Raw genomic sequence first — 23,903 nt, 5'->3', positions numbered from 1 at the left:
GGACACCTGAGGGTGTCCGGGGCCCACGGCCGTAAAGGACTCAGCGCCGTACCCGGCTCACTCCTCGCCGGCGAGGGTCATCCCGGCCAGCTTCACCGAGGCGAACACCGTCGCCGCGACGGTGACCACCAGCAGCAGCGGCACGGCCGCCCCGAGCGAGACGTCGGAGCTGATCGCGTTCTCCCCCGCGACCGCCTCGGCCACCGAGCGGCCCCACTGCTGGATGCTCAGCGTCCGGGCGCCCTCGACGAAGTTGCCGATCGTCGACTCCCAGATCAGGGCGTACGCCAGCCCGGCCACCACCGCGTGCCGGGTGACGACGCCGAGCAGCAGGAACAGCGCGCTGTACGCGGCTCCGGCGACCAGCACCGCCACCGTGTAGCCGAGCGCCACGCCGTCCTGGGTGCCGACCAGCAGCAGCCCGGCCAGCAGCGTCGGGACGACCGAGAACAGCCAGGTGACGCCGATCGCGACGACCAGCTTGGTGGTCACGATCCGCCACCGGGGCAGCGGCTTGGCGAGCAGGTAGACGATCGAGCCGTCGTCGATCTCGTTGGCGATCACCCCGGTGCCGACCACCAGCCCGAGGATCGGGACCAGGGTGCCGAGGCCGAGGGCGCCGAGGACGTTGCCGGCCGTGTCGTGCGGGTCGGCGCTGGACACGCTCGCGATGGCCGCGACGATCACCAGCAGGGCCGGGACCACCAGCAGCAGCAGGCCGCGGCGGCGGCCCAGCAGCCCGCGCAGCGTCAGCCTGGCGACGGTGGGGTTCATGGTCGGTCGGTCCCTTCCTGGGCGGTGTCCCGGGCGATGTCCCGGACGTGCTGGACGACAGCGGTCCTGGCGGCGGCGCTCACGCGGACACCAGGTACGAGAAGACGCTCTCCAGCGATTCGTCCGCCGGGGAGACGGTGTACAGCCGGATGCCGGCCTCCCGGGCGACCCGGGGCAGCAGGGTGGTGAAGCCCTGGAAGTTCACCGCCTCGATCCGCAGCGCGCGGTCCCGCTCGTCCACCTCGATGCCGCTGGTGGAGCCGTCCGCGATGAGCGCGGCGGCGAGCCGGCGGTCGTCGCTGGAGCGGACCAGGTAGCGGTGCGGGCGGTCGGTCATCAGTCGGCGGATCCTGCGGAAGTCGCCCGAGGCCGCGTGCCGTCCGGCGACCACCACCTCGATGTGCCGGGCCAGCTGCTCGACCTCCTCCAGGATGTGGGAGGAGAACAGCACGGTCCGGCCGTCCGCGCCGAAGCGGCGCAGCAGGTCCATCAGCTGGAGCCGCTGGCGCGGGTCCATGCCGTTGAAGGGCTCGTCGAGCAGCAGCACGGACGGGTCGTGGACCAGGGCGGAGGCCATCTTGACCCGCTGCTTCATGCCCTTGGAGTAGGTGCCGGTGCGGCGGTCCTTGGCGTAGGCCATCTCCACCAGGTCCAGCGCCCGGCGGGCGGCGGCGCCCGGCTGGGGCAGGCCGTGCAGTTCGGCGTTGGCGAGGACGAACTCCCAGCCGGTCAGGTAGTCGTACATCGACTCCCGCTCGGGCACCAGACCGATCTGCCGGTACACCTGCTGGTTGCGCCAGATCGGCGCGCCGTCCAGGGTCACCGAGCCGCTGGAGGGGGCCAGGAAGCCGCTCATCATGTGGATGAGCGTGGACTTGCCCGCGCCGTTGGGACCGAGCAGGCCGGTGATGCCCGGGCCGATGGCCATGGTGATGTCGTTGACCGCGACCACGTTCCCGAACCAGCGGGAGACCTTGTCGATGCTGATGGTGGCCATGCTGCGTCCCTCTCTCAGACACTGCGGTTGAATCAGACGCTGCGGTAGCGGCGGAGCAGCAGCCGGTACGAGCCGACCACCATGGCCACCGCGACGAGCGCGAACACCGCCAGCCCGAGGCCGCCCGGCGCGTGCCGGCGGTCCAGGCCCTCACCGAGCCCGAACAGCTCGTTGACCAGCGACTCCACCAGGTCGGTGGGCGAGATCAGCGACATCCACTGCGCGGAGTCGGAGCCGGTCGTGCCGGGGTTGCTGATCCCGACCGCGGCGGCTCCCAGCGCGGCGCTGACCGCCAGGTAGCCCATGATCGCGGCCACCCCGAAGCCCCGTCGGGGGGTGGCGGCCGCGATCACCAGGGCCACCGAGGTCGGCACCAGGGCGTACAGCACGGCCGCGACCAGCCCGTACAGGAAGTGCCCGGTGTTGTGCGCGAAGTCCATCCCGCCGAGCAGCGCACCGATGTACAGCACCAGCAGCGGGGCTGCCATCAGCAGCAGTTGGGCGCAGAACATGGCGCCGAACTTGGCCCGGACGTAGTCGGTGCGGGTGATCGGGCGGGAGAAGTAGAGCGGCACGGTCTGGTAGCGCAGGTCCCGGGAGAGCAGCACCGGCGCCTGGGAGGCGAGGAAGACCGAGACCACCAGGCTGAGCATGGAGAGGTAGCCGGCGTACTCGACCGGCAGCTCCTCGCGCTTCATCACGACCGAGAGCGCCACCATGACCAGCGCGGGCACGGTGATCACGCCCAGCACCAGCATCGGCAGCACCTTGGACTTGCCGGAGCGGCCGAGGCCGTACGCGGCGCGCAGGCTCTGGGTGAAGAGCGCGCGGGTGGCGTACGAGCGGCCGAGCCGGGGCCCGGTGTAGCCGCGGTAGCCGATGTCGTGGATGACGCCGGTGTCGGCGGACCTGGTCTCAGGAGGCAGCGGCATCCTTCGTCCCTCCCCTGCTCTGCTCGCTCTGCTCGGTGTCCTCGGAGTCGGTGAAGATCTCGGCCACCCGGTGGCGGCGCTGCTCCAGCCGGACCAGGCCGAGGCCGAGTCCGGCGACGGCGTCGCGGATGGTGTCGTACGTCGACTCGTCGGCCAGCCGGACCAGCAGCTGGTGCGAGCCCTCGGACTGGACGGACAGGCCGGCCGCGGCGAGCCGCTCGCGGACCGCCGGGCCCGGCTCCAGGAGGTGGTCCTCCGGGTGGTCGCCGACCTCGACCGCGAGGACGGCCGTCGCCTCGGTGAAGGAGGCGGTGGAGGAGGAGCGCAGCAGCTTGCCGCCGTCGATCACGACCAGGTGGTCGCAGGTCCGCTCCAGCTCGCCGAGCAGGTGGGTGGTGACCAGCACCGAGATGCCGAAGTCGGTGTGCACCCGGCGGATCAGCCCCAGCATCTCGTCCCGGCCGGCCGGGTCGAGGCCGTTGGTCGGCTCGTCCAGCAGCACCAGCTTCGGGTCGTGCACCAGCGCCTGGGCGAGCTTGACCCGCTGCTTCATGCCGGTCGAGTAGCCGCCCATCGGACGGTAGCGCTCCTCGTACAGGCCGACGTGCCGCAGGGTGTCCGCGGTGCGCTCACGGGCGGCGGTGGCGGGCAGGCCCGCCATCCGCGCCATGTGCACCACGAACTCGGTCGCGGAGACGTCCGGGGGCAGGCAGTCGTGCTCGGGCATGTAGCCGACCTGCGCGCGGATCTCGGAGCCCCGGGTGGCGACGTCCAGACCGAGGACCTCGCCCCGGCCGGAGGTCGCCGGGGCTAGCCCGAGCAGGATCTTGATCAGGGTGGACTTGCCCGCGCCGTTGGCTCCGACCAGACCGACCACGCCCGGCCGCACCTCGACGGTCAGTTGGTCGAGGGCGGTGACACGGGGAAACCTCTTGGTGAGGCCGTCCGTCTTGATGACAGCTGTGGACACGCCCACCAACGTAACGGTCTTGTGCGGTACGGGTCATGAGCACGAATGACGAGCCCGTCTGCTGCTGCGGTATGACGTCGGGCCCCCTCACCCCTAGGGGTTCGGCAAAAGCGGAGCCCCCCTGTACCCTTTGTCGAACTCTTTACGCACTTGCCGAATTCTTTGCCGACGGGGGTGCCGGAACACCCGTGCCGGCACGGAGGGGATCGATCGACATGTCTGATCGGGCGACCGCGTTCGACCGGATGATGAACCCTTGGGCCTACGACGCGGACGGGAACCTGACCGCCCAGGCCCGCGCCCAGGAGGCGGCCCGCACCCGGATCAACTCGACCTCGGCGTCGGGCGGCGGAGGCGGCGGAGCCGGGGGCGGCTTCAGCACCGACCCCGACGCGCTCACCTCCGCGGGGAACAACTCCGACCAGATCCACGGCCGCCTCAACAGCGAGGGCCGGGGCGCCGACGAGGCCACCGCCAAGGTCTCCACCTCGCTCGCCAACTGGAGCACCGGCAAGGCCGCGGCGGGCGCCGCCGGCACGTGGGACCAGTGCGTCGCCGCCCTCGGCGGCACCATCGGGCAGACCACCCAGGCGCTGCGCGCCACCGCCGCCAACTACCGCCGGAACGAGTCGGCCGTCCAGCACGACCTCGGCGCCTGAGAGGAGAGCTGCGATGGTCGACTTCCACGAGCTCAGCACTGCCGACTTCGGCGTCCTGGACGCCGCCGCCACCGCCTGGACCACCGTGGCCCAGAAGCTCCAGGCGATGGACGGCGACTGGGACACCACGGTGATCGCCAAGGTCGACTCCGCCGGCTGGACCGGCCCCGCGGCCGACCAGGCCCGCCCCGGCCTCCAGCGCACCAACGAGCAGCTGACCGCCGCCGTCACCGAGGCCAACGCCTTCGCCTCCACCTTCAAGGAGGCGTCCACCGAGTTCAAGGCCGCCAGGACCAAGCTGGAGAAGGCGGTCGCGGACGCCCGCACGGCCGGACTGACCGTCACCGACAACGGCACCGTGAGCTGGCCCCCGGCCGACAACGCCACCCGGCACGACTACGAGGCCATGCGGGACTACCAGAAGGAGTGGGGCGACAAGGCGGAGGCCGCCCGCAAGGCGATCGACGCCGCCGTCGCCGAGGCCGCGGCCGCCGACGAACGGATCGCCTGGGCGCTGCGCTCCGACAGCATGACGGACGGGCAGAAGTCCTTCAACAGCAAGGCCATCGGCAGCGGGCCGGAGGCGGACGGCAGGCGCGCCGCCCAGCTCGCGGCCAAGGGCGGGGACATCTCCGAGCCCGAACTCACCGAGCTGAACTCGCTGTTGGCCTCGCACGGCAACGACCCGAAGTTCTCCACGAAGTTCTACCAGGACCTCGGCCCGGACGGCCTGATCAAGTCCTGGAACAACATGGTCGGCGACCCGGCGCACCCCCGCGACGACAAGTCCCCGCGCTGGAAGGCCTACCAGGACCTCCAGAAGAACCTCGGGCTCACCCTCGCCACCGCCACCCGCACCACCAACGAGCCGCACCTGTCGGACGAGTGGTCCGCCGCGCTGCGCAAGGCCGGCTCCCAGCCGGTCTGGGACAAGCCGTACCGGGCCTCCGGCCTGGACTACGTGCCGTACGGCTACCAGGTGCTCTCCGGCATCCTGATGAACGGGAACTACGACGCCCACTTCATCAACCCGATCGCCGAGCACGTCACCCAGCTCGACACCCAGGACAAGTACTGGCCGGCCCCGATGCCCGGTTCGAAGATCCAGGGCTTCAACCTGGCCGGCGGCGACGAGGCGGGCTCCGGCTTCCGGCCCACCACGGCCGTCCTGGAGGCACTCGCGCACAGCCCGGAGGCCTCCACCAGGTTCTTCACCGAGAAGCCGACCGCCTACAACGAGGACGGCACGGTCAACCAGGGCGGCAAGCCCAAGCCGGCCGACTACTTCGACTACTACGTGCACGACAAGGACTGGATCCCGGACACCACCTCGCGGGACTCCAAGGTCTGGGACGCGAGCAAGCAGGCCGGGCCGGCCGCGCTCGGCCGCGCCCTGGAGGCGGCCACCACCGGCCACCCGTACGACGAGCCGGGCCCCGTCCCGCCGGCCAGGCACACCACCGAGCAGGCCGACCTGATGCAGAAGGTCGTGGACACCTTCGGCCGGCACGGCGACAGCGGCGCGCTGGACGACATCAAGGGCGACGGCAAGCTCGCCGCGCTGCGCGGCAGCCTCGGGCACATGACCGCCGAGTACATCGGGGACGTGCAGAACTCGCTCTCCCACGGGCACGACCTGCCGGTCAACGGTTCCCCGGCCACGCTCAACGCCTCGTCCGTGGCCGGCCTGCTCGACGCCCTCGGGCGCGACCCGGACGCCTACGGCGCGGTGTCCAACGCCAACCAGGCCTACACCACCGCGCTCATCCGCGGCCACCTGGACAGCGGGCAGACCGACTTCGCCCGGCTGGAGTCGGACATCAAGCACAACGCGGAGTCCGGCGGTGTCGTCAGCGGCTACCTCAACCAGGCCCGGGTCGACGAGGTGCAGAACCAGCACGCCGTCTCCGACAAGGAGTTCAACGACGCGCTGGAGAAGAACGTCGGCTACGGCAAGGACGCCTTCAACGCGGTCATCGGCACCGTGACGGAGAAGGTCCCGATCGCCGGCGAGGTCGCCGGCCAGCTGCTGGACGCGATCGCCGAGAGCGTGGTCGAGGCCAACAAGAAGGACACCACCGAGGACGGCCGCCAGGAGAGCCGCGACCACACCGCCGAGGCCGAGGGCCGGGTGGCCCGGGGGGCCGACCAGGCGGTCCGGGACGCCGGCGGCGGCACCGGGGTCTCCCGCCAGGACCTCGACCGGCTCGCCAACAGTGCCCGGGACAGCGCGCTCCAGGGCATGTCGCGCGGGACGGCGAACAACGTCAGCACCAACGCGAAGGGCGACGCGTGAGCGGGCGCCCGGCCCGGTGGGCCCGGCTCCTGGCGGACCGGTGGGCCGGGCGCCTGCACGATCCGCTGCTGCTGCCCGGCGTGCTGGTCGTGGCGGTGGCGGCCGCCGGGTTCGCCGGCTACCGGGACTGGCAGGACCACCGGCCGGCCGAGGCCGCCGGCCGGTCCACCCGTCTCTGCCACCTGCCCACCGGCACCGACACCCCGCTCGGGCGGCTGCTGCCGGACGGCGACCAGGACTCGGAGGAGCGGACGAAGTCCGTCGTCGGCGACGACCCGCGGACCTGCGTCATCCGGATCGACGGGCGCACCGTGCTCACCCTCACGTCCGTCGGACGCCGCGGTGAGCTCGCCCTGACCTCCGACGCCGCCAAGCGGCCGGACGCGCGCACCTTCGACGCCGGCGGCCTCGGCGCCTCGTGGCCGGGCGGCGCCGCCGTGGCCGCGGGCTGCCTGACCGGGAAGCACGAGCGGAACGACTACTTCGAGCTGGAGATCGTCGCCGGGGAGGCCGTCCGCACCTCCGGCGACGGCGTCCAGGCCGACCTCGAACAGCTCGCCCGGGCCGCGCTGACGGAGACGAGGAAGGAGCAGTGCTCGTGAAGCACCCCCGGGCCCTGATCGCGGGCGGGGCCGCGCTGCTGCTCGGCGGCGGCCTGCTCGGCTGGCACGTGTACCTCGACCGGACGTCCTACCGCCCGCCGGCCGTCACCCTGTCGCACGGCGAGTGCCGGGGCCTGCTCGACGACCCGGGCGTCGCCGAGGTGCTGGGCGGCGCTCCCCGGGTCTACGTGCAGACGGACTACCGGACGGCGGACGCGACCGACCCGGCCTCCGTACGGTGCTCGGTCAACGGCGAGGACGGGCGGCTGCTGACCGCCGAAGCGTCGTTCGGCGTCGTGCTGCCCGGCGGCGGCGGCAGCGCCGGGGCGGTCGACTTCGAGTGCACGCTGGGCGGCAGGCCCACGGGCTACCGCGCCGTCGTCACCCTCACCGGCAGGGACGGGAAGCTCCTCCCGGACGGCCCCGGCCGCAAGCGGATGGGCGAGCTCGCCCGTGGCTTCGCCGAGCGCGCCGCCGGGAAGCAGCTGGGCTGCGCGGGCGGCGCCGAGCGGCTCGACGTGAGGTGAGCCGCTCGGCGCCGCTGCCGGCACCCGTCAGCTGTGGGCGCGTTCCCACAGCTCGGTGACCTTGCCGGAGGCGTCGAGCGCCACCTTGTAGTCGCCGACGCCCGAGCAGGGGTAGGAGCCCTTGACGTTGGTCGGATCGGCGAGGCACTCGTTGACGTGCTTCACCAGGTCGGCCAGGTTGACGTCCTTCGGCGGGGCCAGCACCGAGCTCAGGTGGCCCTTGGCGGTGGGCGCGAACGCGGCGCTCTTGTTCGCCCCGACCGGCTCGAAGACCACGTCGTTCACACCGCAGGCGTCCTTGGTGTCCTGGTAGACCAGGGTCGTCGCGCTGGTGCCCTTCACCGGGTAGACCCACTTCTGCCCGGCGGGCAGCGGCCCGTGGGCGCAGAAGCCCTCCGGCTCGCCGTCGGCGGCCGGCGAGCCCGTCGCGCCGGGCTTGCCGGTGGGCGCGGGCCTGCCGCTCGGCGCGTGGCTCGCGCTGCCCGCCGGGGCGGCGGTGGGCGCGGCCGGGGCGGCGCCGGTGGCCGTGGCCGACCCGCTGCCCGCGCCCTGGCCCGAGGAGTCGTCCGGGCCGCAGGCGGCCAGGCCGAACGCCGCGACGGCGACCAGGGCGGTGGCGAGCAGTCTGCTGGAGCTGGAAGAAGGCATGACGAAGGACCCCCGTGGTGACGCATGATCAGGTGGTGGTGCGGCGGACAGACTAGCGCCCCGGTCCGACACCCGCCCCTGACCCCGGGGCTCAACCGAGCTGGGCGAGACCCTCGGTGGCGATCCGCTCGAAGACCGCGAGGTCGTTCTCGAAGATCGAGTCGGGGATCGGCCAGTGGATCACCAGCTCGGTGATGCCCAGCTCCCGGTACCTTCCGGCCCAGTCGACGAAGGCGTCCACCGACTGCAACGGCTTCTCCGCGGTCGAGCCCTGGAGCAGCACCTTCTCCAGCGTCGCCACGTCCCGGCCGACGGCCTCGCAGGCCGCCGTCAGCTTCCCGATCTGCTGGGCGATCACCTCGGGCGCCTGCTCCACCGGCACGTCCCCCGGACCGCGCGGGTCGCCGTACGTCACCCAGCCCTGCCCGTACTCGGCGGCCAGCTTCAGCCCGCGCGGGCCGGTCGCCGCCACGTAGAACGGCAGCCGCGGGGTCTGCACGCAGCCGGGGACGTTCCGCGCCTCGACCGCCGAGTAGTAGCGGCCCTCGCGCGTCGTGGCGTCGTTGGTCAGCAACTCGTCCAGCAGCGGCAGGAACTCCCCGAACCGGTCCGCCCGTTCCCTCGGCGACCACGCCTCCTGTCCCAGCGCCGTCGCGTCGAACCCCGTCCCGCCGGCCCCGATCCCCAGCGTGACCCGCCCGCCGGACACGTCGTCCAGCGTGATCAGCTCCTTCGCCAACGTCACCGGGTGCCGGAAGTTCGGCGAGGTCACCAGCGTGCCCAGCCGCAGCCGCTCGGTGGCACAGGCCGCCGCCGTCAGCGTCGGCACCGACCCGAACCACGGCTCGTCGCGGAAGCTCCGCCAACTCAGGTGGTCATACGTGTAAGCCGCGTGGAACCCGAGCTCCTCGGCCCGCCGCCAGATCTTCTGCCCCTCGCTCCACCGGTGGATGGGGAGGATCACCGTACTCAAGCGCATACCGGTGACCTTACGGGAGCAGCCGAGCGGTCCCCGCCCCGATCGTCACCTGCGGTGGCGTCACTCGCGCCCCTGCCCTTCGCGTCCGGCCGCAGCCGTCGGCGACGGAGGCGCCGCGACGCGCGGGTCAGGCACCCGAACAGCAGTGGACGGGGTGCCGAGCAGGTGGTCCATCGTCTCGGCGGCGCGGACGGCCGCATCGCCGCAGCAGTTGTTGAACAGGACGTGGACCTCCCGGGCCCGGGAGGCCATGGCCCGGACAGCCGGCGTCCAGGACGAGAGCTCCTCGGGCGTGTACCGGTGGCGGAACCGCTCCTCCTTCGAACCCGTTCCCCAGGCGCGGTTGCGGCCGTGGAAGCGCACCACCGCGAGCCGGGCGGAGGTGACCGGTGTGACCGGCGGGATGGACGTGGGGAGGGACTGCACCATGTCCACGGCCACGGCGGCGAAGTCCAGTTCCGTCAGGAGGGCGGAGGTCGAGGCGAAGTGCTCCGGCCGCCACCAGTCGGGATGCCGGAACTCCACCGCCACCGGCCAACCCTCGGTGCGCTCCCGGCACTCGCGCAGCGCCGATGTCGCCGACGGACCCGGCGCCAGCCACGGGGGGAACTGGAAGAGCACCGTCCCCAGCCGCTCCGCCCGGCGCAGCGGCTCAAGGGCTCCGCCGAAACGGCGCCACACCTCGTCGAGCAACGCGGGATCCGCCCCCGTTCGACCGGGCCGCAGGGCCGCTGCCGACCGCAAGTCGGCCGGCAGCGCACCGGAGCGGGTCGGATGCCCGGTCAGCAGCGAGAACGCCTTCACGTCGAACCGGAAGCCGGCCGGCGACCGCTCGACCCACAGGGTGCTGTTGCGCGTACTGGGCAACGCGTAATAGGTGGCGTCCACTTCGACCAGGGGGAACCTCGTGGTGTAGTACCGCAACCTGGCTTCCGCCCCGCCCCGCCCCTGCGGGTACCAGCCACTGGACAGCAGCTCCCGGTCCGTCCATGAACACGCGCCGACGAAGATGTCTCCCATGGCCGCCGTCTTCCCGGCCCCCGGCTGCCGACACTGCCCCGGCGCTCGCAACTCCTCCAGGAGCAGGCGGGTCTGCGCCGGCCCGCAGCACGGGCCGCGACGCGACGACGAGGCTCGACCGAGGTGACGAGGGTGCCCAGCCGCAGCCGCTCGGTGGCACAGGCCGCCGCGGTCAGCGTCGGCAGCGAGCCGCACCACGGCTCGTCCTGGAAGGAGCGCCAGCTCAGGTGGTCGTAGGTGTGCGCGGTGTGGAACCCGAGCTCCTCGGCCCGCCGCCGGATCTTCTGCCCCTCGCTCCACCGGTGGGTGGGAAGGATCACGGTGCTCAGTCGCATGGCAGCGACCCCACGGTAGCCGTCGGCGTCGACGCGGATTCAACGCTGGAGCCAGCTCAGCAGGGTCGTCGCCGTGAACAGCGCGCCCGACGCCAGACAGACCACGCGCCGGGTCGGCCACCCGGGGCGTTCCCGGGGCCGGGACAGCGGGACCGGAGCCAGCAGCGCGTCCGCGAAGGCCCGGGCGGTCGCCGGACGGTCCGCCGGCTCGACGGACATCGCGGCCCGGAGCAGCGCGGCGATGTTCGGCGGGAGCTCCGCTTCGGCCGGGAGCGCCGGCAGCGTCGAGGCGCTCCGCCCGTCGGTCATCAGGGCTGTGGCGCGTCCGCCCGGACCGAACGGCTTCTGCCCGGTCAGCAGCTCGTAGGCCACGACGGCCAACGCGTACACGTCGGCCCTCCCGTCGAACCCGCCGGTCTGGAAGGCCTGTTCCGGTGCCATGTACGCGGGCGTGCCCGTGGTCACCGTGAGCCCGGACGCGTCGGCCAGTTGCTTGGCGCTGCCCAGGTCCGCCACCAGCACCGCGGCAGGTTCAGGGCCGGCGGCGAGCAGCAGGTTGGACGGCTTGACGTCGCGGTGCACCACGCCTGCCTCGTGCAGGACCTGGACCGCGTAACCCGCCTCCGCGGCCAGCCGCAGCGCCTCCTGCGGGTCGCACCGGCCGACCCGGTCCGCCAGGGTGCCGCCGCGTACGTGGTCCATGACGAAGTAGGGCCGGTCCTCCTGCACCCCGACGTCGTGCACCCGGACCACCCGCGGGCTGGCGATCCGGCGCAGCAGCCTCGCCTCCGCCAGGAACCGCTCGCGCACGTCCGCGTTGGCGGCCCAGTTCTCGGCCAGCACCTTCACCGCGACCTCGGTGTCGAGCTCGGGATCGTAGGCCTTCCAGACCGTCGCGAAGGAGCCGGCGCCGAGCCGCTCCAGGAGGAGGTAACGGCCGAGCTTGCGCATGTGGCAGCATTCTGCCGGAGTCGGGGGGACTGCGGAACTCCCGGTCGACGGGCGTGATGCCGGCGGGACGGGACGGGGGATCCGGGTGTTCGAGGACGGCGGGCTGGAACGGCTCGTGGCGGCTGCCCAGGCGGGGGAGCCGGGGGCGACGGAGTACCTGTTGGCCAAGCTGCGGCCGGTGGTGCTGCGCCGCTGCTCGCGCTTCCTGCCCCACCACGCCGACGCGGAGGAGGCCGCGCAGGACGCGCTGCTGTCCATCAGCACCCACCTGGGCGAGTACGGCGGCCGCGGCTCCTTCCTCGGCTGGGTGACGGTGATCGCCTCGAACGCCGCCCGGTCCACCTACCGCTCGATGCGCCGGCGCGCCGAGGACAGCCACGCCGACCTCCCCGAGTCCGTCGACCCGCGCACCACCAGCGTCATCGCCGGGACCCGGCTCGACCTGATGGAGGCGCTGGCCGCGCTGGAGCGGCAGCACCCCGCCCTGGTGGAGGCCTTCGTGCTGCGCGACCTGGGCGACCTGACCTACGTCCAGGTGGCCGAGGAGCTGGACGTTCCGTTGGGGACGGTCAAGGACCGCATCCACCAGGCCCGCCGCTTCGTGCGCGAGCGCCTGGTCACCGGTCCGTGAACGACGGTCCCGCGACGGGCGGCCGCCACGCCGTCGTCCGGCCCCGGACCGCCGTCGCCGCCCTGGTGGCCGCGGTCGCGCTCGGGCTGGTGACCGGCCGGTTCGTCCTGCCACCGCCGTCCGGCACCACCGCGCACTCGGCGGCGCGGTCGGGTGCCGCGGTCGGCGGGGCGTCCCGGGGCGCGTCCGCTCCCGCGACGCCCGGCGGGTCCGTCCCGACGCCCGGGCCCTCGGCCGCCGGCTCCGGCTCCGCCTCGCCGCCCGGTGGGACCGGGCCGTTGACGACCGCGAACCTGCTGGAACCGATGGCGTTCGGCCCGGACATCAACATCGGGCGGATCCGCGTCACCGACCGGTACGGCGACGGGATCTACGCCGACTCGGCCTGCTCCGGCGAGCAGACCCTCACCCCGCCCCAGGGCGGGTCCGGTGCCCACTACCGCGGACTGATGACCAGCCCCCGCACCGACCCGAGCGACCCCACACTGGCCGCCGAGCGCGTCGACCAGGTCGCCCGCGAGGTCGCCGCCGAGGCCCAGAGCCCTTCCCTGGCACAGAACTACGCCGAGCACCTGCTGCTGGAGCTGGTGCACTGCCAGGAGGCACCGCCCGGGCACTGGGTCTACGGCAGGACCACGACGGTGCGGTTCGCCCCGGACATCGTCGCGAGCTGGATGGGCGTCTACCAGGGATCGCTCAACACCACCGGCAGGGCGCCCCAGGCCGAGGAGCCCTGCGGCGGCATCGCCGTGCTGCGCAGCGGCACCCACTACGGAGTGCTGGAGGTCCACGCCTGCCTGGGCACGGCCGCGATGGACCGCGTCGTCAGGACCGCTCTGTCACAGCTGTGAAACAGCGGGTCAGGCCTCCAACTTTCCCTTCACCGGCGGCATCTCCCCGGTTGTACGAGGACGCAGCAGGCGTCCCGACCAGCAGGGGGACCAGATGACCGAGAACCAGACCGTCCAGCAGAAGTCCGTTCGCCGCAACCGGGTCGCCGCCGCGGCCTGCTTCGCCGCCGCGCTGATCACGGCCGGCGTCGTCGGCACCCAGTCGGCCACCGCCACCGCCGCCGGGGCCGCGCCCGGTGCCGCGGTCGCCGCCCAGCCGGTCCCCGCCCACCCGGCCACGGGCGCGGGCGCCGCGCCCCGGCTCGGCTCCGCCGGCCTCGTCCAGAGCGAGGACTTCCAGCAGGGCCTGAACCCGGTCGGCGCGACCGTGTCGCTGACCGGACGCCAGGGGCTGTCCGCGTGCACCGGCGAGGGGACGATGCGCGACCTGACCAAGGGCGAGGCCACCGGGTACGCGTCCGTGACCTGGACCTTCGACCCCGAGGGCCGGCTGACCGAGTCGGCCGCGAGCGCCCCCACCGGGACCGCGGCCGACGCCTGGGAGCAGCAGCTCGTCGGGCTCCTCCAGGAGTGCCAGGACGAGCCCGCCGGTCACTGGTACTACGGCGCGGCCCACACCCTGACCGTCGCCGGCGGCACCGCCCGCTGGTACCAGGCCTACAACGGCGACGGCACCGTCAGCGGCGGGGCCGCCGTCCTGCGCAGCGGCACCAGGGTGGCCGTCGTCGAGCTCACCGGCCGGCCCACCGCCGCCCCGACCACCGTCGAGGGCATCGTCACCGCGGCACTGGACCGCCTCCGCTCCTGAACCGCGGCCCCGCTCCGCCCGCGCCGGCGGCGGAGCGGGCCCCGACCCGTCGAAGAGGCCCGCACGCCCGGGGCCGTCCGCCCCCGGGCGGGGCCGCGCTCCGGGAAGGCGTGCGCTACGGGTGCGCGCGGGTGCGTTGGGCGGGGAGGGACGGAGCGGAGGTGCGGCGGGCGAGTTCGGCGAGGGTGTGGAAGAGGACGTCGCCGAGCAGGACCGGGTCGCGCGAGGCGTCGGACGCCTGCCGGCCGCGGCCGTCATGGCCGTGGCGGCCGTCGTGGCGGGTGGTCGGGAGCGGCTGGTCGCGGAGCTGGCGTGTGGGCATGGCTCTTCCTGCCGACGGGGTGGCCGCGGGAGGTCATGCCCGCCGTGGTCGGCCGGACACCCCGGGTGCGGGCGGATCGGCCGGAAACGGAGCATGAAGGGCTTGATCACGGCGCGGACGGCTCGCGGCCGCCGCTGCGCGACGGTGACCCGACCGCGCCGATGGGCGAAGATGGAGCGGTGACCGAACCCCGTACCGCGCCCCGCCTCATCGCCACCGACCTGGACGGCACCCTGCTCTGCTCCGGCGGTACCGTCACCGACCGCACCGCCGCGGCACTGGCGGCGGCCGAGGCGGCCGGGGTGCAGGTGGTGTTCGTGACCGGGCGGCCACCGCGCTGGATGCAGCAGGTGAGCCCGCACATCGGCGGCCACGGGGTGGCGATCTGCTCGAACGGCGGCGCGGTGGTGGACGTACGGCGCGGCGAGCTGCTGGAGACCTTCCCGCTGCCGGTGGAGACCACCCTGGCGGTGGTCGACGCGCTGCGGGCCAAGCTGCCCGGCACCGCGTTCGCCTTCGAGCACCCGGGCGGCTGGGCCCGCGAGGCCGGGTACGCGGTGCCGATGTGGGGCGACGAGCTGGAGCACGAGGTCGGCCCGGCGGAGGAGCTGCTGGGGGCCGGCGGGCCGGTCCGGGGCCTGTTCAAGCTGCTGGCCAAGCACCCGGACCTCGACCCGGACAAGTTCCTCGCCGAGGCCCGGGAGGCGGCCGGGCACCTGGCCGAGATCACCCGTTCCGCGGCGATCCCGCTGCTGGAGATCAGCGCGCCCGGCGTCACCAAGGCCAGCACGCTGGCCCGCTGGTGCGCCGCGCGCGGGATCGACCGGAGCGAGGTGGTGGCCTTCGGCGACATGCCGAACGACCTGGAGATGCTGGCCTGGGCCGGCACCGCGTACGCCGTCGCCAACGCGCACCCGCAGGTGCTGGCGGCGGTGCCGCTGCACACCGTGAGCAACGAGCAGGACGGCGTCGCGGCGGTGCTGGAGCGGCTCCTCGGCCGGTAGGGAGGCGCCGCCCCGCAGGCGCCAGCCGAAGCGGCCGTGACGTGGTCCGAGGTCCGCTGGTCGCGCGGGCTGCCGCTACCCACGACGTCGATGGCGCGCGGAGTCACACCGGCGGCCGGGTCGGCGACGGCGGTGCCGCCGGCGACGGTCGCGACGGAGGTCGCCGGCGCGGCGACGGTGAGCAGCTTGGCAGCGTGGGCACACGGAGCCCCCGAAAGCCCAGGACGTTCACAACTTGCGCTGTTGGTCCGGAAGTTCTCCCTCGTCTGACGTTCACCGGTCCCGGTCGTGAACGGTCCGGGAACGCTCAGAGCCGGGCCGTCCAGCGCACCATCGTGCCCTTCCGGTACGGCCCGCTCTCGTGCCAGGCGTCACCGCCGAGCGCCTCGGCGCGCCGGGTGAGGTTGAGCAGGCCGCTGCGCCGGCCGCCCGCCGGAATGCCCACCCCGTCGTCGGTCACGGTGAGCAGCACGCCGGGCCGCCCGCCCCGGTCCAGCGACTCCGGGTCGCCGCCCACCGGTCGGCCGCCCTCGTCCAGGTGGGTGGTCGCGTCGATCTCCACGCCGACCCGGGAGGCGCGCGCGTGCCGGGCCGTGTTGGAGAGCATCTCCCGTAGCGCGGCCAGCAGTTGACGGCCGGTCTTCTCACCGACCAGGCTCTCCACCGGCCCGACGAAGCTCACCGAGGGTTTGAAGCCGAGCGCGGCCGCGGCCTGGCTGGCCTCCCGCAGCACCCGGGTGCGCAGGGTGTCCGGCGCGTCGCCGTGGTTGTCGTGCTGGAGGGCGTAGATGGTGGTGCGGACCTCCTGGATGGTGGCGTCCAGCTCGTCCACCGCCTTGCCGATGCCGACCTTCACCTCGGGGACGACGGCCCGCCGGGCGGCGCTCTCCAGCATCATCCCGGTGGCGAACAGCCGTTGGATCACCAGGTCGTGCAGGTCGCGGGCGATCCGGTCGCGGTCCTGGAAGACGGCCAGGCGCTGCTGGTCGCGCTGGCCCTCGGCGAGCCGCAGGGCGAGCGCGGCCTGCGAGGCGAAGGTCTCGGCGAGCTGCTTCTCGCTGTCGGTGAACGGCAGGGCGCCGCAGGGGCGCCAGACGCAGAGCCCGCCGAGCACCCGGCCGGCGGCGACCATCGGCACGGCCATGGACGGGCCGAAGCGCCGGGCCAGCCGGATCACCACGGTCGGGTCGCTGGACATGTCGTCCAGGTAGACGCTCTCCCCCGCGAGCAGCCGGGCCCCGAAGCTCTCCTCGGGCAGCAGCTCGCCGCGGACGTACTCGGCCAGCTCACCGGAGGCGTGCGCGACCCGCATCTGCCCGTCGCCCTCGCCGCCGCCCTCCGGGCCGGTCGGCAGCAGGATCATGCCGAGCGCGGCGTCCGCCAGCTCCCGCACCTGCTCGGCCGCGACGGTCAGCGCGGCCTCGGCCTGCTCGGCGGAGAGCAGGGCGGTGGCGACGGCGGCGGCGCCGGCGATCCAGCGTTCGCGGCGGCGGCCCTCCTCGTACAGCCGGGAGTTCTCGATGGCCACGCCGGCCGCCGCGGCGAGGGCGTGCACCACCTGTTCGTCCTCGGGGGTGAAGGCGCCGCCGCCCTTCTTCTCGGTGAGGTAGAGGTTGCCGAACACCTCCGCGCGGACCCGGATCGGCACGCCCAGGAAGGTCCTCATGCACGGGTGGTGGGCCGGGAACCCGGAGGAGCGCGGGTCGGTGCCGAGGTCGGCCAGCCGCAGCGGCTCCGGTCGGTCGATGAGCGCGCCCAGGATGCCGCGGCCGGCGGGCAGTTCGCCGATCGCGGCGGCCGTCCCGTCGTCGATCCCGACGTGGATGAAGTCGGCCAGGCCGGTGCCGCCGGGGGCGATCACGCCGAGCGCCGCGTACCGGGCGTCGACCAGTTCGGCCGCGCCCTCGGCGATCCGGTGCAGGGTGGCGTGCAGGTCCAGCCCGGCCCCGATCGAGACCACCGCCTCCAGCAGCCGCTGCATCCGGTCGGTGACCGCGGCGGCCGACTGCAGGCGCTCGGCGACCTCGGTGACCAGGGTGTCCAGCCCCAGCGAGGCGATCTCGGGCACCCGATGGGGTGTCGGCTCGGGCGTGGCCTCGGGGATGTCCGGCGTGGAGTCCATGGAGAAAGCCTAGTTTGTACGCTTTTCGGCCGAAGGGTGGCGCGGCTAGCGGGACGGGACCGGCTCCAGCAGCCCGTCCGCCTCCCGCTCGCGCCGCCACATCGCGTGCAGCCGCCCGTCCGGGTCGGCGACCAGCTCCGACCAGCGGCCCCGCTCGGCCACCCGTCCGCCGTCCAGCACCAGCACCTCGTCCACCGTGGTGTCGTCCAGCCCGGCCAGCCGGTGGGTGATCAGCACGGTGCTGCGGCCCTCGGTGGCGGCCAGCAGATCGGCGGTCAGGGCGTCGGCGGTGGGCAGGTCGAGGTGCTCGGCGGGCTCGTCCAGGACCAGCACGGGGAAGTCCGCGAGCAGCGCCCGGGCGAGCGCCAGCCGCTGGCGCTGGCCGCCGGAGAGCCGGGCGCCGTGCTCGCCGACCATGGTGTCCAGGCCGTCCGGCAGGCCCTCGGTCCACTCCAGCAGCCGGGCGGCGGCCAGTGCGGCGCGCAGCTCGTCCTCCCGCGCGCCGGGCCGGGCCAGCCGCAGGTTCTCCCGCAGCGAGCTGTCGAAGACGTGGGCGTCCTGGGCGCAGAGCCCGATCACCCGGCGGACCGAATCGCCCGCCAGCGCGCGACTGTCCACAGCCTGTGGACGGCCGTCGGCGAACGTCACCGTCCCGGCGCTCGGCTCCAGGAAGCGCAGCAGCGCCTGGGCGAGGGTGGTCTTGCCGGAGCCGGACGGGCCGACCACGGCGATCCGGCGGCCGGCCGCGAGGTCGAGGTCCAGCCCGGCGAGCGCGTCCACCGACTGCCCAGGGTGCCGTACGGTCAGCCCGCGCACCGCGACGGGCAGCGGCTGCCCGGGCAGCGGCGCCGGGTCCAGGGGCTCGTCGACCGGCGCCGGAGCGTTCAGCACCTCGTCCAGCCGGGCCTGCGCGGCGCGGCTGCGCTGGCGGGCCCGGACGGCGAGCGGCATCCCGGTGACCGCCTCGAAGGCGGCCAGCGGGGTGAGCACCACCAGGGCCAGGCAGACCGGCGCCAGCGCCCCGTCGCGCACCCCCTGGACGCCGACGGCGGCCGCGGCGGTCACGGTCAGGCCGGTGAGCAGCGCGATCAGCCCGGTGCCGAGCGCCGTGGTGGCGGCCGAACGGGCGGCCAGCCCGGTCAGCGCGGCGTCGGCGGTGCGGACGGCGGCCAGCCTGCCGGGCAGCGCGCCGGCCACGGTGAGCTCCGCGGTGCCGGTGAGGGCGTCCACCACGGCGGTGGCCAGACGCCCGCGCGCCGGGGCCTGGCGCCGCTCGGCGCCGGCCGACCAGCGGGCGGCCAGCGCGGGCACCAGCCCGCCCGCGAGCAGCAGTCCGAGGCCGAGCACCAGCCCGGCGGCGGGCAGGAAGGCGGCCATCGCCACCGTCGAGGCCAGGGCGACCAGGCCCGCCACCGCGGCCGGCAGCCGCCAACGCAGGTAGTGGTCCTGGATCGCGTCCACGTCGGCGACCAGCCGGGAGAGCAGGTCGCCGCGCCGGAAGGCGGGCAGCCCGGCCGGGGCGAGCCCGCCCAGCCGCCGGTAGACGGCGGCCCGGAGGGTGCCGAGGGTGCGCAGCACCGCGTCGTGCGAGACCAGCCGTTCGGCGTAGCGGAAGACGCTGCGGCCGATGCCGAAGGCCCGCACCGAGGTGACGGCCATCATCAGATGGAGCACCGGCGACATCTGGGAGGCCCGGGAGATCAGGTAGCCGGAGGTGGCCATCAGCGCGACGGCGCAGCCGAGGGCGAGCGCGCCGAGCAGGATCGAGAGCGCCAGCCGGGGGGTGGTGCCGCCCTCGGGCTCGGGCTCCTCGGGCACGGCGGGGGCGGGCGTCGGGAGGCCGCTGTGGGCGAGCGGTACGACCGGATCGGCGGTCAGGGCGGTGGCGGGACCGGCCAGCCGGACCCGCTCGTCCGCGACGGCCAGCAGGGCGGGCCGGTGCGCGACCACCAGCACGGTGCGCGCCGGGTCCTCGGCGAGCGTCCGGACGGCGTCCACCACGGCGGCCTCGGAGGCGCCGTCCAGGTTGGCGGTCGGCTCGTCCAGCAGCACCAGCGGGCGGTCGTCGGCGAGCAGCACCCGGGCCAGGGCGAGGCGCTGGCGCTGCCCGGCGGAGAGCCCGGCGCCGTCCTCCCCCAGGACGGCGGCCAGGTCGGTGACGAAGTCGAGCGCGTGCGCGGCCCGCAGCGCCGTCCGGAGCTGCTCGTCGGTGGCCTCCGGCCGGTAGAGCCGCAGGTTCTCGGCGACCGTCCCGGCGAACAGGTGAGGGTGCTGCGGCACCCAGGCGATCTGCCGCCGCCAGCTCTCCGGCTCCAGTTCGGCCAGGTCGTACGGGCGGCCGTCGGCGGCGGTGATCCGGACGGTGCCCGAGGTGGGCGCGGTGAGGCCGAGCAGCACGGCCAGCAGGGTGGACTTGCCGGCGCCGCTGGGGCCGGTGAGCGCGGTGCTGGAGCCCGGACGCAGGGTGAGCCGGGCGCCGTCCAGCGCGGGCTCGGTGCGTCCGGGGTGCCGGACGACCAGTCCCTCGGCGGCGATCACGGCGCCCGCGAGGTCCGGTGCCGGGGTGGTGCCGGCGGCGGGCAGCGGGGTCTCCAGCACCTGGAACAGTTCGTCGGCGGCGGTCAGCCCCTCGACGCTGGAGTGGTAGAGCGCGCCGACCTGGCGGATCGGGAAGTACACCTCGGGGGCGAGCACCAGGATCAGCAGCCCGGTCTCCAGGTCGAGCGTGCCGTCCACCAGCCGGAAGCCGACGGTGACGGCGACCAGCGCGACGGACAGCGTGGAGAGCAGCTCCAGGGTGAAGGAGGAGATGAAGGCGATCCGCAGGGTGCGCAGGGTGGCCCGGCGGTAGTCGGCGGTGATCCGGGCGATGGTGGCGGCCTGGCTGCGGGCCCGGTTGAACACCTTGAGGGTGGGCAGCCCGGCGACCACGTCGAGGAAGTGGTGGGAGAGCCGGGCGAGGGTGTTCCACTGCCGGTCCATCCGGGACTGGGTGGCCATGCCGATCAGCACCATGAACACCGGGATCAGCGGCAGCGTCCCGGCGATGATCGCGGCCGAGGTGAAGTCGGCGCCGACGATCCGCAGCAGCACGATCACCGGGACGACCACGGCCAGCGCCAGCTGCGGCAGGTAGCGGGCGAAGTAGTCGTCCAGCGCGTCGACGCCGCGGGTGGCGAGGGTGGTGAGTTCGCCGGTGCGCCGGCCCGCCAGGTAGGACGGGCCGAGCGCGGTGGCGTGGTCGAGCAGCCGGCGCCGCAGGGTGGACTTCACCCGGGCGACGGACCGGTGCGCGGTGAGTTCGGTGAGCCAGCCGACCAGCCCGCGCCCGACCGCCGTCAGGGCGAGCAGCAGCAGCGGCGTGGTCAGCTCGCCGAGCGTCGCCCCGCGCTGGAAGGCGCGGACGACGATCTCGGCGATCAGGCTCGCCTGGGCGACCACCAGGGCCGCGCCGACCGCGCCGAGCAGCACGGATCCGGCGAGGAAGGCCCTGGTGGTGCGGGCGTACCCGAGGAGGCGGGGGTCGACGGGCTTCACGGCGTCAGGCCTGGTCGACCGGGGCGGCCGGGCGCTGCCCGTCGTGCCCGCTGTCGCCGTCGCGGCTGTTGTGGCCGTGGTGGCCCGGGATGTGCTGGACGCCGATCCGCTTGCGGAACACCCAGTAGGTCCAGCCCTGGTACAGCAGCACCAGCGGGGTGAAGACCGCCGCCACGACGGTCATCACCTTCAGCGTGTACGGCGAGGAGGCCGCGTTGCTGACGGTCAGGCTCCACTCCGGGTTCAGGGTGGAGGGCATGACGTCCGGGAAGAGCGCCAGGAAGAGCATCCCGACCGCGGCCGCGACCGTCACCCCGGAGAGCGCGAACGCCCAGCCGTCCCGCCGGAGCTGGTTGGCCGCCAGGGCTGCGACCAGCGCGGCCACCGCGACGACCAGCGCGGCGAGGCTGCGGCCGTTGCCGTGCTCGGCCTGGGTCCAGACCAGGAAGACCAGCGCCAGCACGGCGGTGGCCAGCCCGGACGACAGGGCGGCCCGGCGGGCCCGGTCGCGGATCTCGCCGACGGTCTTGAGCACGGCGAACACCGAGCCGTGGAAGGTGAACAGGGCGAGCGTCACCAGGCCGCCGAGCAGCGCGTACGGGTTCAGCAGGTCCCAGAGGCCGCCGGTGTAGTTCTTCTGGGCGTCGATGTCCACGCCGCGCACGATGTTGGCGAAGGCCACGCCCCAGAGGAAGGCCGGGATGAGCGAGGTCCAGAAGAGGGCCTCCTCCCAGTTCCGCTGCCAGCGTTCGCCGTCGCGCTTGTGCCGGTACTCGAAGGCCACGCCGCGGACGATCAGGCAGACCAGGATGACCAGCAGCGGGATGTAGAAGCCGCTGAAGAGCGTCGCGTACCAGTCCGGGAAGGCCGCGAAGGTGGCGCCGCCGGCGGTCAGCAGCCAGACCTCGTTGCCGTCCCAGACCGGGCCGATGGTGTTGATCAGCACCCGGCGTTCGGCGGTGTTGCGGGCCAGCGGCTTGGTGAGCACGCCGATCCCGAAGTCGAAGCCCTCCAGGAAGAAGTAGCCGATCCACAGGACCGCGATCAGCACGAACCAGACGTCGTGGAGTTGCATGTCAGATCCTCAGTTCCCCGGTGGTCCCGGCGCCTCAGTAGGCGAAGGCGAGCGGCTTGTCGGCGTCCTCGTCCGAGGACGGCCCGCGCAGCGACGGGTCCTTGGTGGGCGGCTGCTCGGTCACCTCCGGGCCGGCCTTGGCGTACTTGACCAGCAGCCGGACCTCGATGACGGCCAGGATCGCGTACAGCGCGGTGAAGGTGGCCAGCGCGCCGACCTGGGTGCCGATGCCGACGTTGGGGGAGACCGCGCTGGCCGTGGTCATCAGGCCGAAGACGGCCCAGGGCTGGCGGCCCATCTCGGTGAAGATCCAGCCGAAGCTGTTGGCGATCAGCGGGAAGCCCATGGTCAGGATGCCGATCCGCCAGCTCCACCTGGTCAGCAGCGGCCCCAGCTCGCGCCCGGGGGTGATCATCAGCCGGGGCACCTCGGTCTCGCCGGTGCGGAACCCGGGGCGCAGGAAGAGCTTCTTCCGGGTGGTCCACAGCCCGATCAGGCCGGCCAGGAAGGAGGTCATCCCGAAGCCGATCATGAGGCGGAAGCCCCAGTAGGTGACGAAGATGCTCGGGATGTAGTCCTTGGGGTCGCCGCCGTGCCGGGCGGCCTCGGCGGCCGCGGTGTCGTTGATGCCGGGGACGGAGGAGCTGAAGTCGCTGTGGGCGAGGAAGGACAGCACCCCGGGGACCTCCAGGGCGACCGAGTTGTGGCCCTTGCCGACGTCGCCGACCGCGAAGACCGAGAACGGCGCCGGCGACTGGGTCTCCCAGAGCGCCTCGGCCGCGGCCATCTTCATCGGCTGCTGCTCGAACATGACCTTGCCCAGGGAGTCGCCGCTGAGCGCGGTGCCGGCGCCGAAGACCACCGCGAGCACCAGGCCGAGCCGCAGCGAGGTGCGCATCGCGGCGGTCCGCTTCGGGTCGGCGGTCTCCGGCTTGCGCTTGGCCTTCCAGAGGTGGAAGGAGGAGATGCCGACGACGAAGGCCGCGCCGGTGAGGAAGGCGGCGGTCAGGGTGTGGAAGACCACCACCAGGGTGGTGTTCTGGAACAGCACCTGGACGATGTCGGTCAGTCGGGCCTTGCCGGTGACCGGGTCGACCGCGTAGCCGACGGGGTGCTGCATCCAGGAGTTGGCGGCCAGGATGAAGTAGCCGGAGAGCACGGTGCCGAGGGACACCATCCACATGCAGGCGCAGTGGATCCTCCTCGGCAGCTTGTCCCAGCCGAAGATCCACAGGCCGATGAAGGTGGACTCGAAGAAGAAGGCGATCAGCGCCTCCATCGCGAGCGGGGCGCCGAAGACGTCGCCGACGAAGCGGGAGTAGTCGGACCAGTTCATGCCGAACTGGAACTCCTGGACGATGCCCGTGACCACGCCCATCGCGATGTTGATGAGGAAGAGCTTTCCCCAGAACTTGGTCGCGTGGAAGTACTTCTCCTTGTTCGTCCGCACCCAGGCGGTCTCCAGACCGGCCACGATCGCGGCCAGGCTGATCGTGAGCGGGACGAAGAGGAAGTGGTAGACGGTGGTGATCCCGAATTGCCATCGGGCGATGGTCTCGTGAGCGATTGCCAGTTCCACGTCGCCCTCTCTCCCAACCTGCCCGCGTGATGGCGGGCGTCTTCCGGACAAACTTCGTCCATAGCCGTGGACCGTTGCCCGACCGCGCAAACTTGTCCGCTTGTGAACGTGAACACGTTCACAAGGGTCAGTATCCATCATCCTTACGAAGGAATCCCAGGCGGGGTGGGGTTGACACGGCGCAGCGGCGCGTGACGATGCGCACAGTTTGCGGAACCGGAGGGTGCCGGGGCAACGAACGACCGGGCGGACCTGGCGTGGATCCTGTCCGAACCGGCGCTTGA

Annotated in this window: 21 protein-coding genes and 1 pseudogene; 8 read left to right on the top strand and 14 right to left on the bottom strand. The window is 73.5% G+C overall.

The genetic code is table 11. The annotated features are described in order from the left end of the window. Positions 1-57 precede the first annotated feature (57 nt). From ACZ7RU_RS17710 to ACZ7RU_RS17695, 4 genes are all read right to left on the bottom strand, one after another. On the bottom strand, positions 58-774 hold the full coding sequence (locus tag ACZ7RU_RS17710; protein WP_470341839.1) for an ABC transporter permease: 717 nt from the start codon (positions 772-774) through the stop codon (positions 58-60). Between the two features lie 79 nt (positions 775-853). Beyond that, entirely contained in the window at positions 854-1,771 is a 918-nt protein-coding gene (locus tag ACZ7RU_RS17705) for an ABC transporter ATP-binding protein (protein WP_470341838.1), read from the bottom strand. A 32-nt stretch (positions 1,772-1,803) separates the two neighbouring features. Then, positions 1,804-2,703, bottom strand: coding sequence for an ABC transporter permease (locus tag ACZ7RU_RS17700; protein WP_470341837.1), 900 nt, complete (start codon positions 2,701-2,703; stop codon positions 1,804-1,806). After that, positions 2,687-3,673, bottom strand: a complete 987-nt coding sequence (locus tag ACZ7RU_RS17695) for an ABC transporter ATP-binding protein (RefSeq protein ID WP_470341836.1) — start codon at positions 3,671-3,673, stop codon at positions 2,687-2,689. Before ACZ7RU_RS17695 ends, ACZ7RU_RS17700 begins: the two co-directional genes overlap by 17 nt. A gap of 215 nt (positions 3,674-3,888) precedes the next feature. On the opposite strand from ACZ7RU_RS17695, the gene ACZ7RU_RS17690 reads away from it, so the two are divergent. Genes ACZ7RU_RS17690 through ACZ7RU_RS17675 form a run of 4 tightly spaced genes read left to right on the top strand, consistent with a single transcriptional unit; the run spans position 3,889 to position 7,757 of the window. Further along, positions 3,889-4,332: a hypothetical protein gene (locus tag ACZ7RU_RS17690; RefSeq protein ID WP_470341835.1), complete on the top strand. Its 444-nt coding sequence runs from the start codon at positions 3,889-3,891 to the stop codon at positions 4,330-4,332. Positions 4,333-4,345: 13 nt separating this feature from the next. Then, positions 4,346-6,628: a hypothetical protein gene (locus tag ACZ7RU_RS17685; protein WP_470341834.1), complete on the top strand. Its 2,283-nt coding sequence runs from the start codon at positions 4,346-4,348 to the stop codon at positions 6,626-6,628. Continuing rightward, positions 6,625-7,230, top strand: a complete 606-nt coding sequence (locus ACZ7RU_RS17680; protein WP_470341833.1) for a hypothetical protein — start codon at positions 6,625-6,627, stop codon at positions 7,228-7,230. Before ACZ7RU_RS17685 ends, ACZ7RU_RS17680 begins: the two co-directional genes overlap by 4 nt. Then, positions 7,227-7,757, top strand: a complete 531-nt coding sequence (locus tag ACZ7RU_RS17675) for a hypothetical protein (RefSeq protein ID WP_470341832.1) — start codon at positions 7,227-7,229, stop codon at positions 7,755-7,757. Before ACZ7RU_RS17680 ends, ACZ7RU_RS17675 begins: the two co-directional genes overlap by 4 nt. Before the next feature lie 27 nt (positions 7,758-7,784). Here ACZ7RU_RS17675 and ACZ7RU_RS17670 read toward each other — a convergent pair whose 3' ends face one another. The 5 genes and pseudogenes from ACZ7RU_RS17670 to ACZ7RU_RS17650 form a co-directional block, all read right to left on the bottom strand. After that, positions 7,785-8,405, bottom strand: a complete 621-nt coding sequence (locus ACZ7RU_RS17670; protein WP_470341831.1) for a hypothetical protein — start codon at positions 8,403-8,405, stop codon at positions 7,785-7,787. Positions 8,406-8,496: 91 nt separating this feature from the next. Then, positions 8,497-9,384 carry an LLM class flavin-dependent oxidoreductase gene (locus tag ACZ7RU_RS17665; protein WP_470341830.1) on the bottom strand — a complete coding sequence of 296 codons (888 nt, stop codon included), beginning with the start codon at positions 9,382-9,384 and terminating at the stop codon, positions 8,497-8,499. A 60-nt stretch (positions 9,385-9,444) separates the two neighbouring features. Then, complete coding sequence (locus ACZ7RU_RS17660) at positions 9,445-10,404, bottom strand: DUF72 domain-containing protein (RefSeq protein WP_470341829.1); 960 nt, start codon at positions 10,402-10,404, stop codon at positions 9,445-9,447. A 98-nt stretch (positions 10,405-10,502) separates the two neighbouring features. After that, positions 10,503-10,739, bottom strand: a pseudogene (locus ACZ7RU_RS17655) (LLM class flavin-dependent oxidoreductase); the annotation flags it as partial. Between the two features lie 39 nt (positions 10,740-10,778). After that, entirely contained in the window at positions 10,779-11,690 is a 912-nt protein-coding gene (locus tag ACZ7RU_RS17650; protein WP_470341828.1) for a serine/threonine-protein kinase, read from the bottom strand. A 115-nt stretch (positions 11,691-11,805) separates the two neighbouring features. Here ACZ7RU_RS17650 and ACZ7RU_RS17645 point away from each other — a divergent pair, with 115 nt between their 5' ends. The 3 genes from ACZ7RU_RS17645 (at position 11,806) to ACZ7RU_RS17635 (ending at position 13,980) form a co-directional block, all read left to right on the top strand. Beyond that, positions 11,806-12,321: an RNA polymerase sigma factor gene (locus tag ACZ7RU_RS17645; protein WP_470341827.1), complete on the top strand. Its 516-nt coding sequence runs from the start codon at positions 11,806-11,808 to the stop codon at positions 12,319-12,321. After that, a complete protein-coding gene (locus ACZ7RU_RS17640; protein ID WP_470341826.1) occupies positions 12,318-13,172 on the top strand; it encodes a hypothetical protein in 855 nt (284 codons plus the stop codon). The genes ACZ7RU_RS17645 and ACZ7RU_RS17640 overlap by 4 nt, the downstream gene beginning before the upstream one ends. 94 nt (positions 13,173-13,266) lie before the next feature. Then, the gene (locus tag ACZ7RU_RS17635; RefSeq protein ID WP_470341825.1) at positions 13,267-13,980 is read left to right on the top strand and encodes a hypothetical protein; all 714 of its coding nucleotides are present in this window, start codon (positions 13,267-13,269) and stop codon (positions 13,978-13,980) included. 115 nt (positions 13,981-14,095) lie between these two features. Here the strand turns inward: ACZ7RU_RS17635 and ACZ7RU_RS17630 are convergent, their stop codons facing one another. After that, positions 14,096-14,302 (bottom strand): hypothetical protein, encoded by a 207-nt coding sequence (locus tag ACZ7RU_RS17630; RefSeq protein WP_470341824.1) that lies wholly within the window; start codon positions 14,300-14,302, stop codon positions 14,096-14,098. 161 nt (positions 14,303-14,463) lie between these two features. On the opposite strand from ACZ7RU_RS17630, the gene ACZ7RU_RS17625 reads away from it, so the two are divergent. Continuing rightward, positions 14,464-15,306, top strand: a complete 843-nt coding sequence (locus tag ACZ7RU_RS17625) for an HAD family hydrolase (RefSeq protein ID WP_401106285.1) — start codon at positions 14,464-14,466, stop codon at positions 15,304-15,306. A 307-nt stretch (positions 15,307-15,613) separates the two neighbouring features. Here the strand turns inward: ACZ7RU_RS17625 and ACZ7RU_RS17620 are convergent, their stop codons facing one another. Genes ACZ7RU_RS17620 through ACZ7RU_RS17605 form a run of 4 tightly spaced genes read right to left on the bottom strand, consistent with a single transcriptional unit; the run spans position 15,614 to position 23,619 of the window. Further along, positions 15,614-17,428, bottom strand: a complete 1,815-nt coding sequence (locus tag ACZ7RU_RS17620; RefSeq protein WP_470341823.1) for a sensor histidine kinase — start codon at positions 17,426-17,428, stop codon at positions 15,614-15,616. Positions 17,429-17,473: 45 nt separating this feature from the next. Next, positions 17,474-20,965, bottom strand: a complete 3,492-nt coding sequence (gene cydD / locus ACZ7RU_RS17615) for a thiol reductant ABC exporter subunit CydD (RefSeq protein ID WP_470341822.1) — start codon at positions 20,963-20,965, stop codon at positions 17,474-17,476. A 4-nt stretch (positions 20,966-20,969) separates the two neighbouring features. Further along, positions 20,970-22,040 carry a cytochrome d ubiquinol oxidase subunit II gene (cydB, locus tag ACZ7RU_RS17610; protein ID WP_470341821.1) on the bottom strand — a complete coding sequence of 357 codons (1,071 nt, stop codon included), beginning with the start codon at positions 22,038-22,040 and terminating at the stop codon, positions 20,970-20,972. Positions 22,041-22,074: 34 nt separating this feature from the next. Continuing rightward, positions 22,075-23,619: a cytochrome ubiquinol oxidase subunit I gene (locus ACZ7RU_RS17605; RefSeq protein WP_470341820.1), complete on the bottom strand. Its 1,545-nt coding sequence runs from the start codon at positions 23,617-23,619 to the stop codon at positions 22,075-22,077. Between the last annotated feature and the right edge of the window lie 284 nt (positions 23,620-23,903).

The organism is Kitasatospora sp. NPDC114501 (assembly GCF_055633695.1).
Note: the sequence above shows the minus strand (reverse complement) of the source record. Positions and strands in the feature narration are given on the sequence as shown.

Bases quoted from the DNA above. Each gene is read 5' to 3' on its own strand.
- ACZ7RU_RS17710 (WP_470341839.1), bottom strand. From the start codon at position 774: ATGAACCCCACCGTCGCCAGGCTGACGCTGCGCGGGCTGCTGGGCCGC.
- ACZ7RU_RS17705 (WP_470341838.1), bottom strand. From the start codon at position 1,771: ATGGCCACCATCAGCATCGACAAGGTCTCCCGCTGGTTCGGGAACGTG.
- ACZ7RU_RS17700 (WP_470341837.1), bottom strand. From the start codon at position 2,703: ATGCCGCTGCCTCCTGAGACCAGGTCCGCCGACACCGGCGTCATCCAC.
- ACZ7RU_RS17690 (WP_470341835.1), top strand. From the start codon at position 3,889: ATGTCTGATCGGGCGACCGCGTTCGACCGGATGATGAACCCTTGGGCC.
- ACZ7RU_RS17685 (WP_470341834.1), top strand. From the start codon at position 4,346: ATGGTCGACTTCCACGAGCTCAGCACTGCCGACTTCGGCGTCCTGGAC.
- ACZ7RU_RS17670 (WP_470341831.1), bottom strand. From the start codon at position 8,405: ATGCCTTCTTCCAGCTCCAGCAGACTGCTCGCCACCGCCCTGGTCGCC.
- ACZ7RU_RS17665 (WP_470341830.1), bottom strand. From the start codon at position 9,384: ATGCGCTTGAGTACGGTGATCCTCCCCATCCACCGGTGGAGCGAGGGG.
- ACZ7RU_RS17660 (WP_470341829.1), bottom strand. From the start codon at position 10,404: ATGGGAGACATCTTCGTCGGCGCGTGTTCATGGACGGACCGGGAGCTG.
- ACZ7RU_RS17650 (WP_470341828.1), bottom strand. From the start codon at position 11,690: ATGCGCAAGCTCGGCCGTTACCTCCTCCTGGAGCGGCTCGGCGCCGGC.
- ACZ7RU_RS17635 (WP_470341825.1), top strand. From the start codon at position 13,267: ATGACCGAGAACCAGACCGTCCAGCAGAAGTCCGTTCGCCGCAACCGG.
- ACZ7RU_RS17630 (WP_470341824.1), bottom strand. From the start codon at position 14,302: ATGCCCACACGCCAGCTCCGCGACCAGCCGCTCCCGACCACCCGCCAC.
- ACZ7RU_RS17625 (WP_401106285.1), top strand. From the start codon at position 14,464: ATGGGCGAAGATGGAGCGGTGACCGAACCCCGTACCGCGCCCCGCCTC.
- ACZ7RU_RS17620 (WP_470341823.1), bottom strand. From the start codon at position 17,428: ATGGACTCCACGCCGGACATCCCCGAGGCCACGCCCGAGCCGACACCC.
- cydB (WP_470341821.1), bottom strand. From the start codon at position 22,040: ATGCAACTCCACGACGTCTGGTTCGTGCTGATCGCGGTCCTGTGGATC.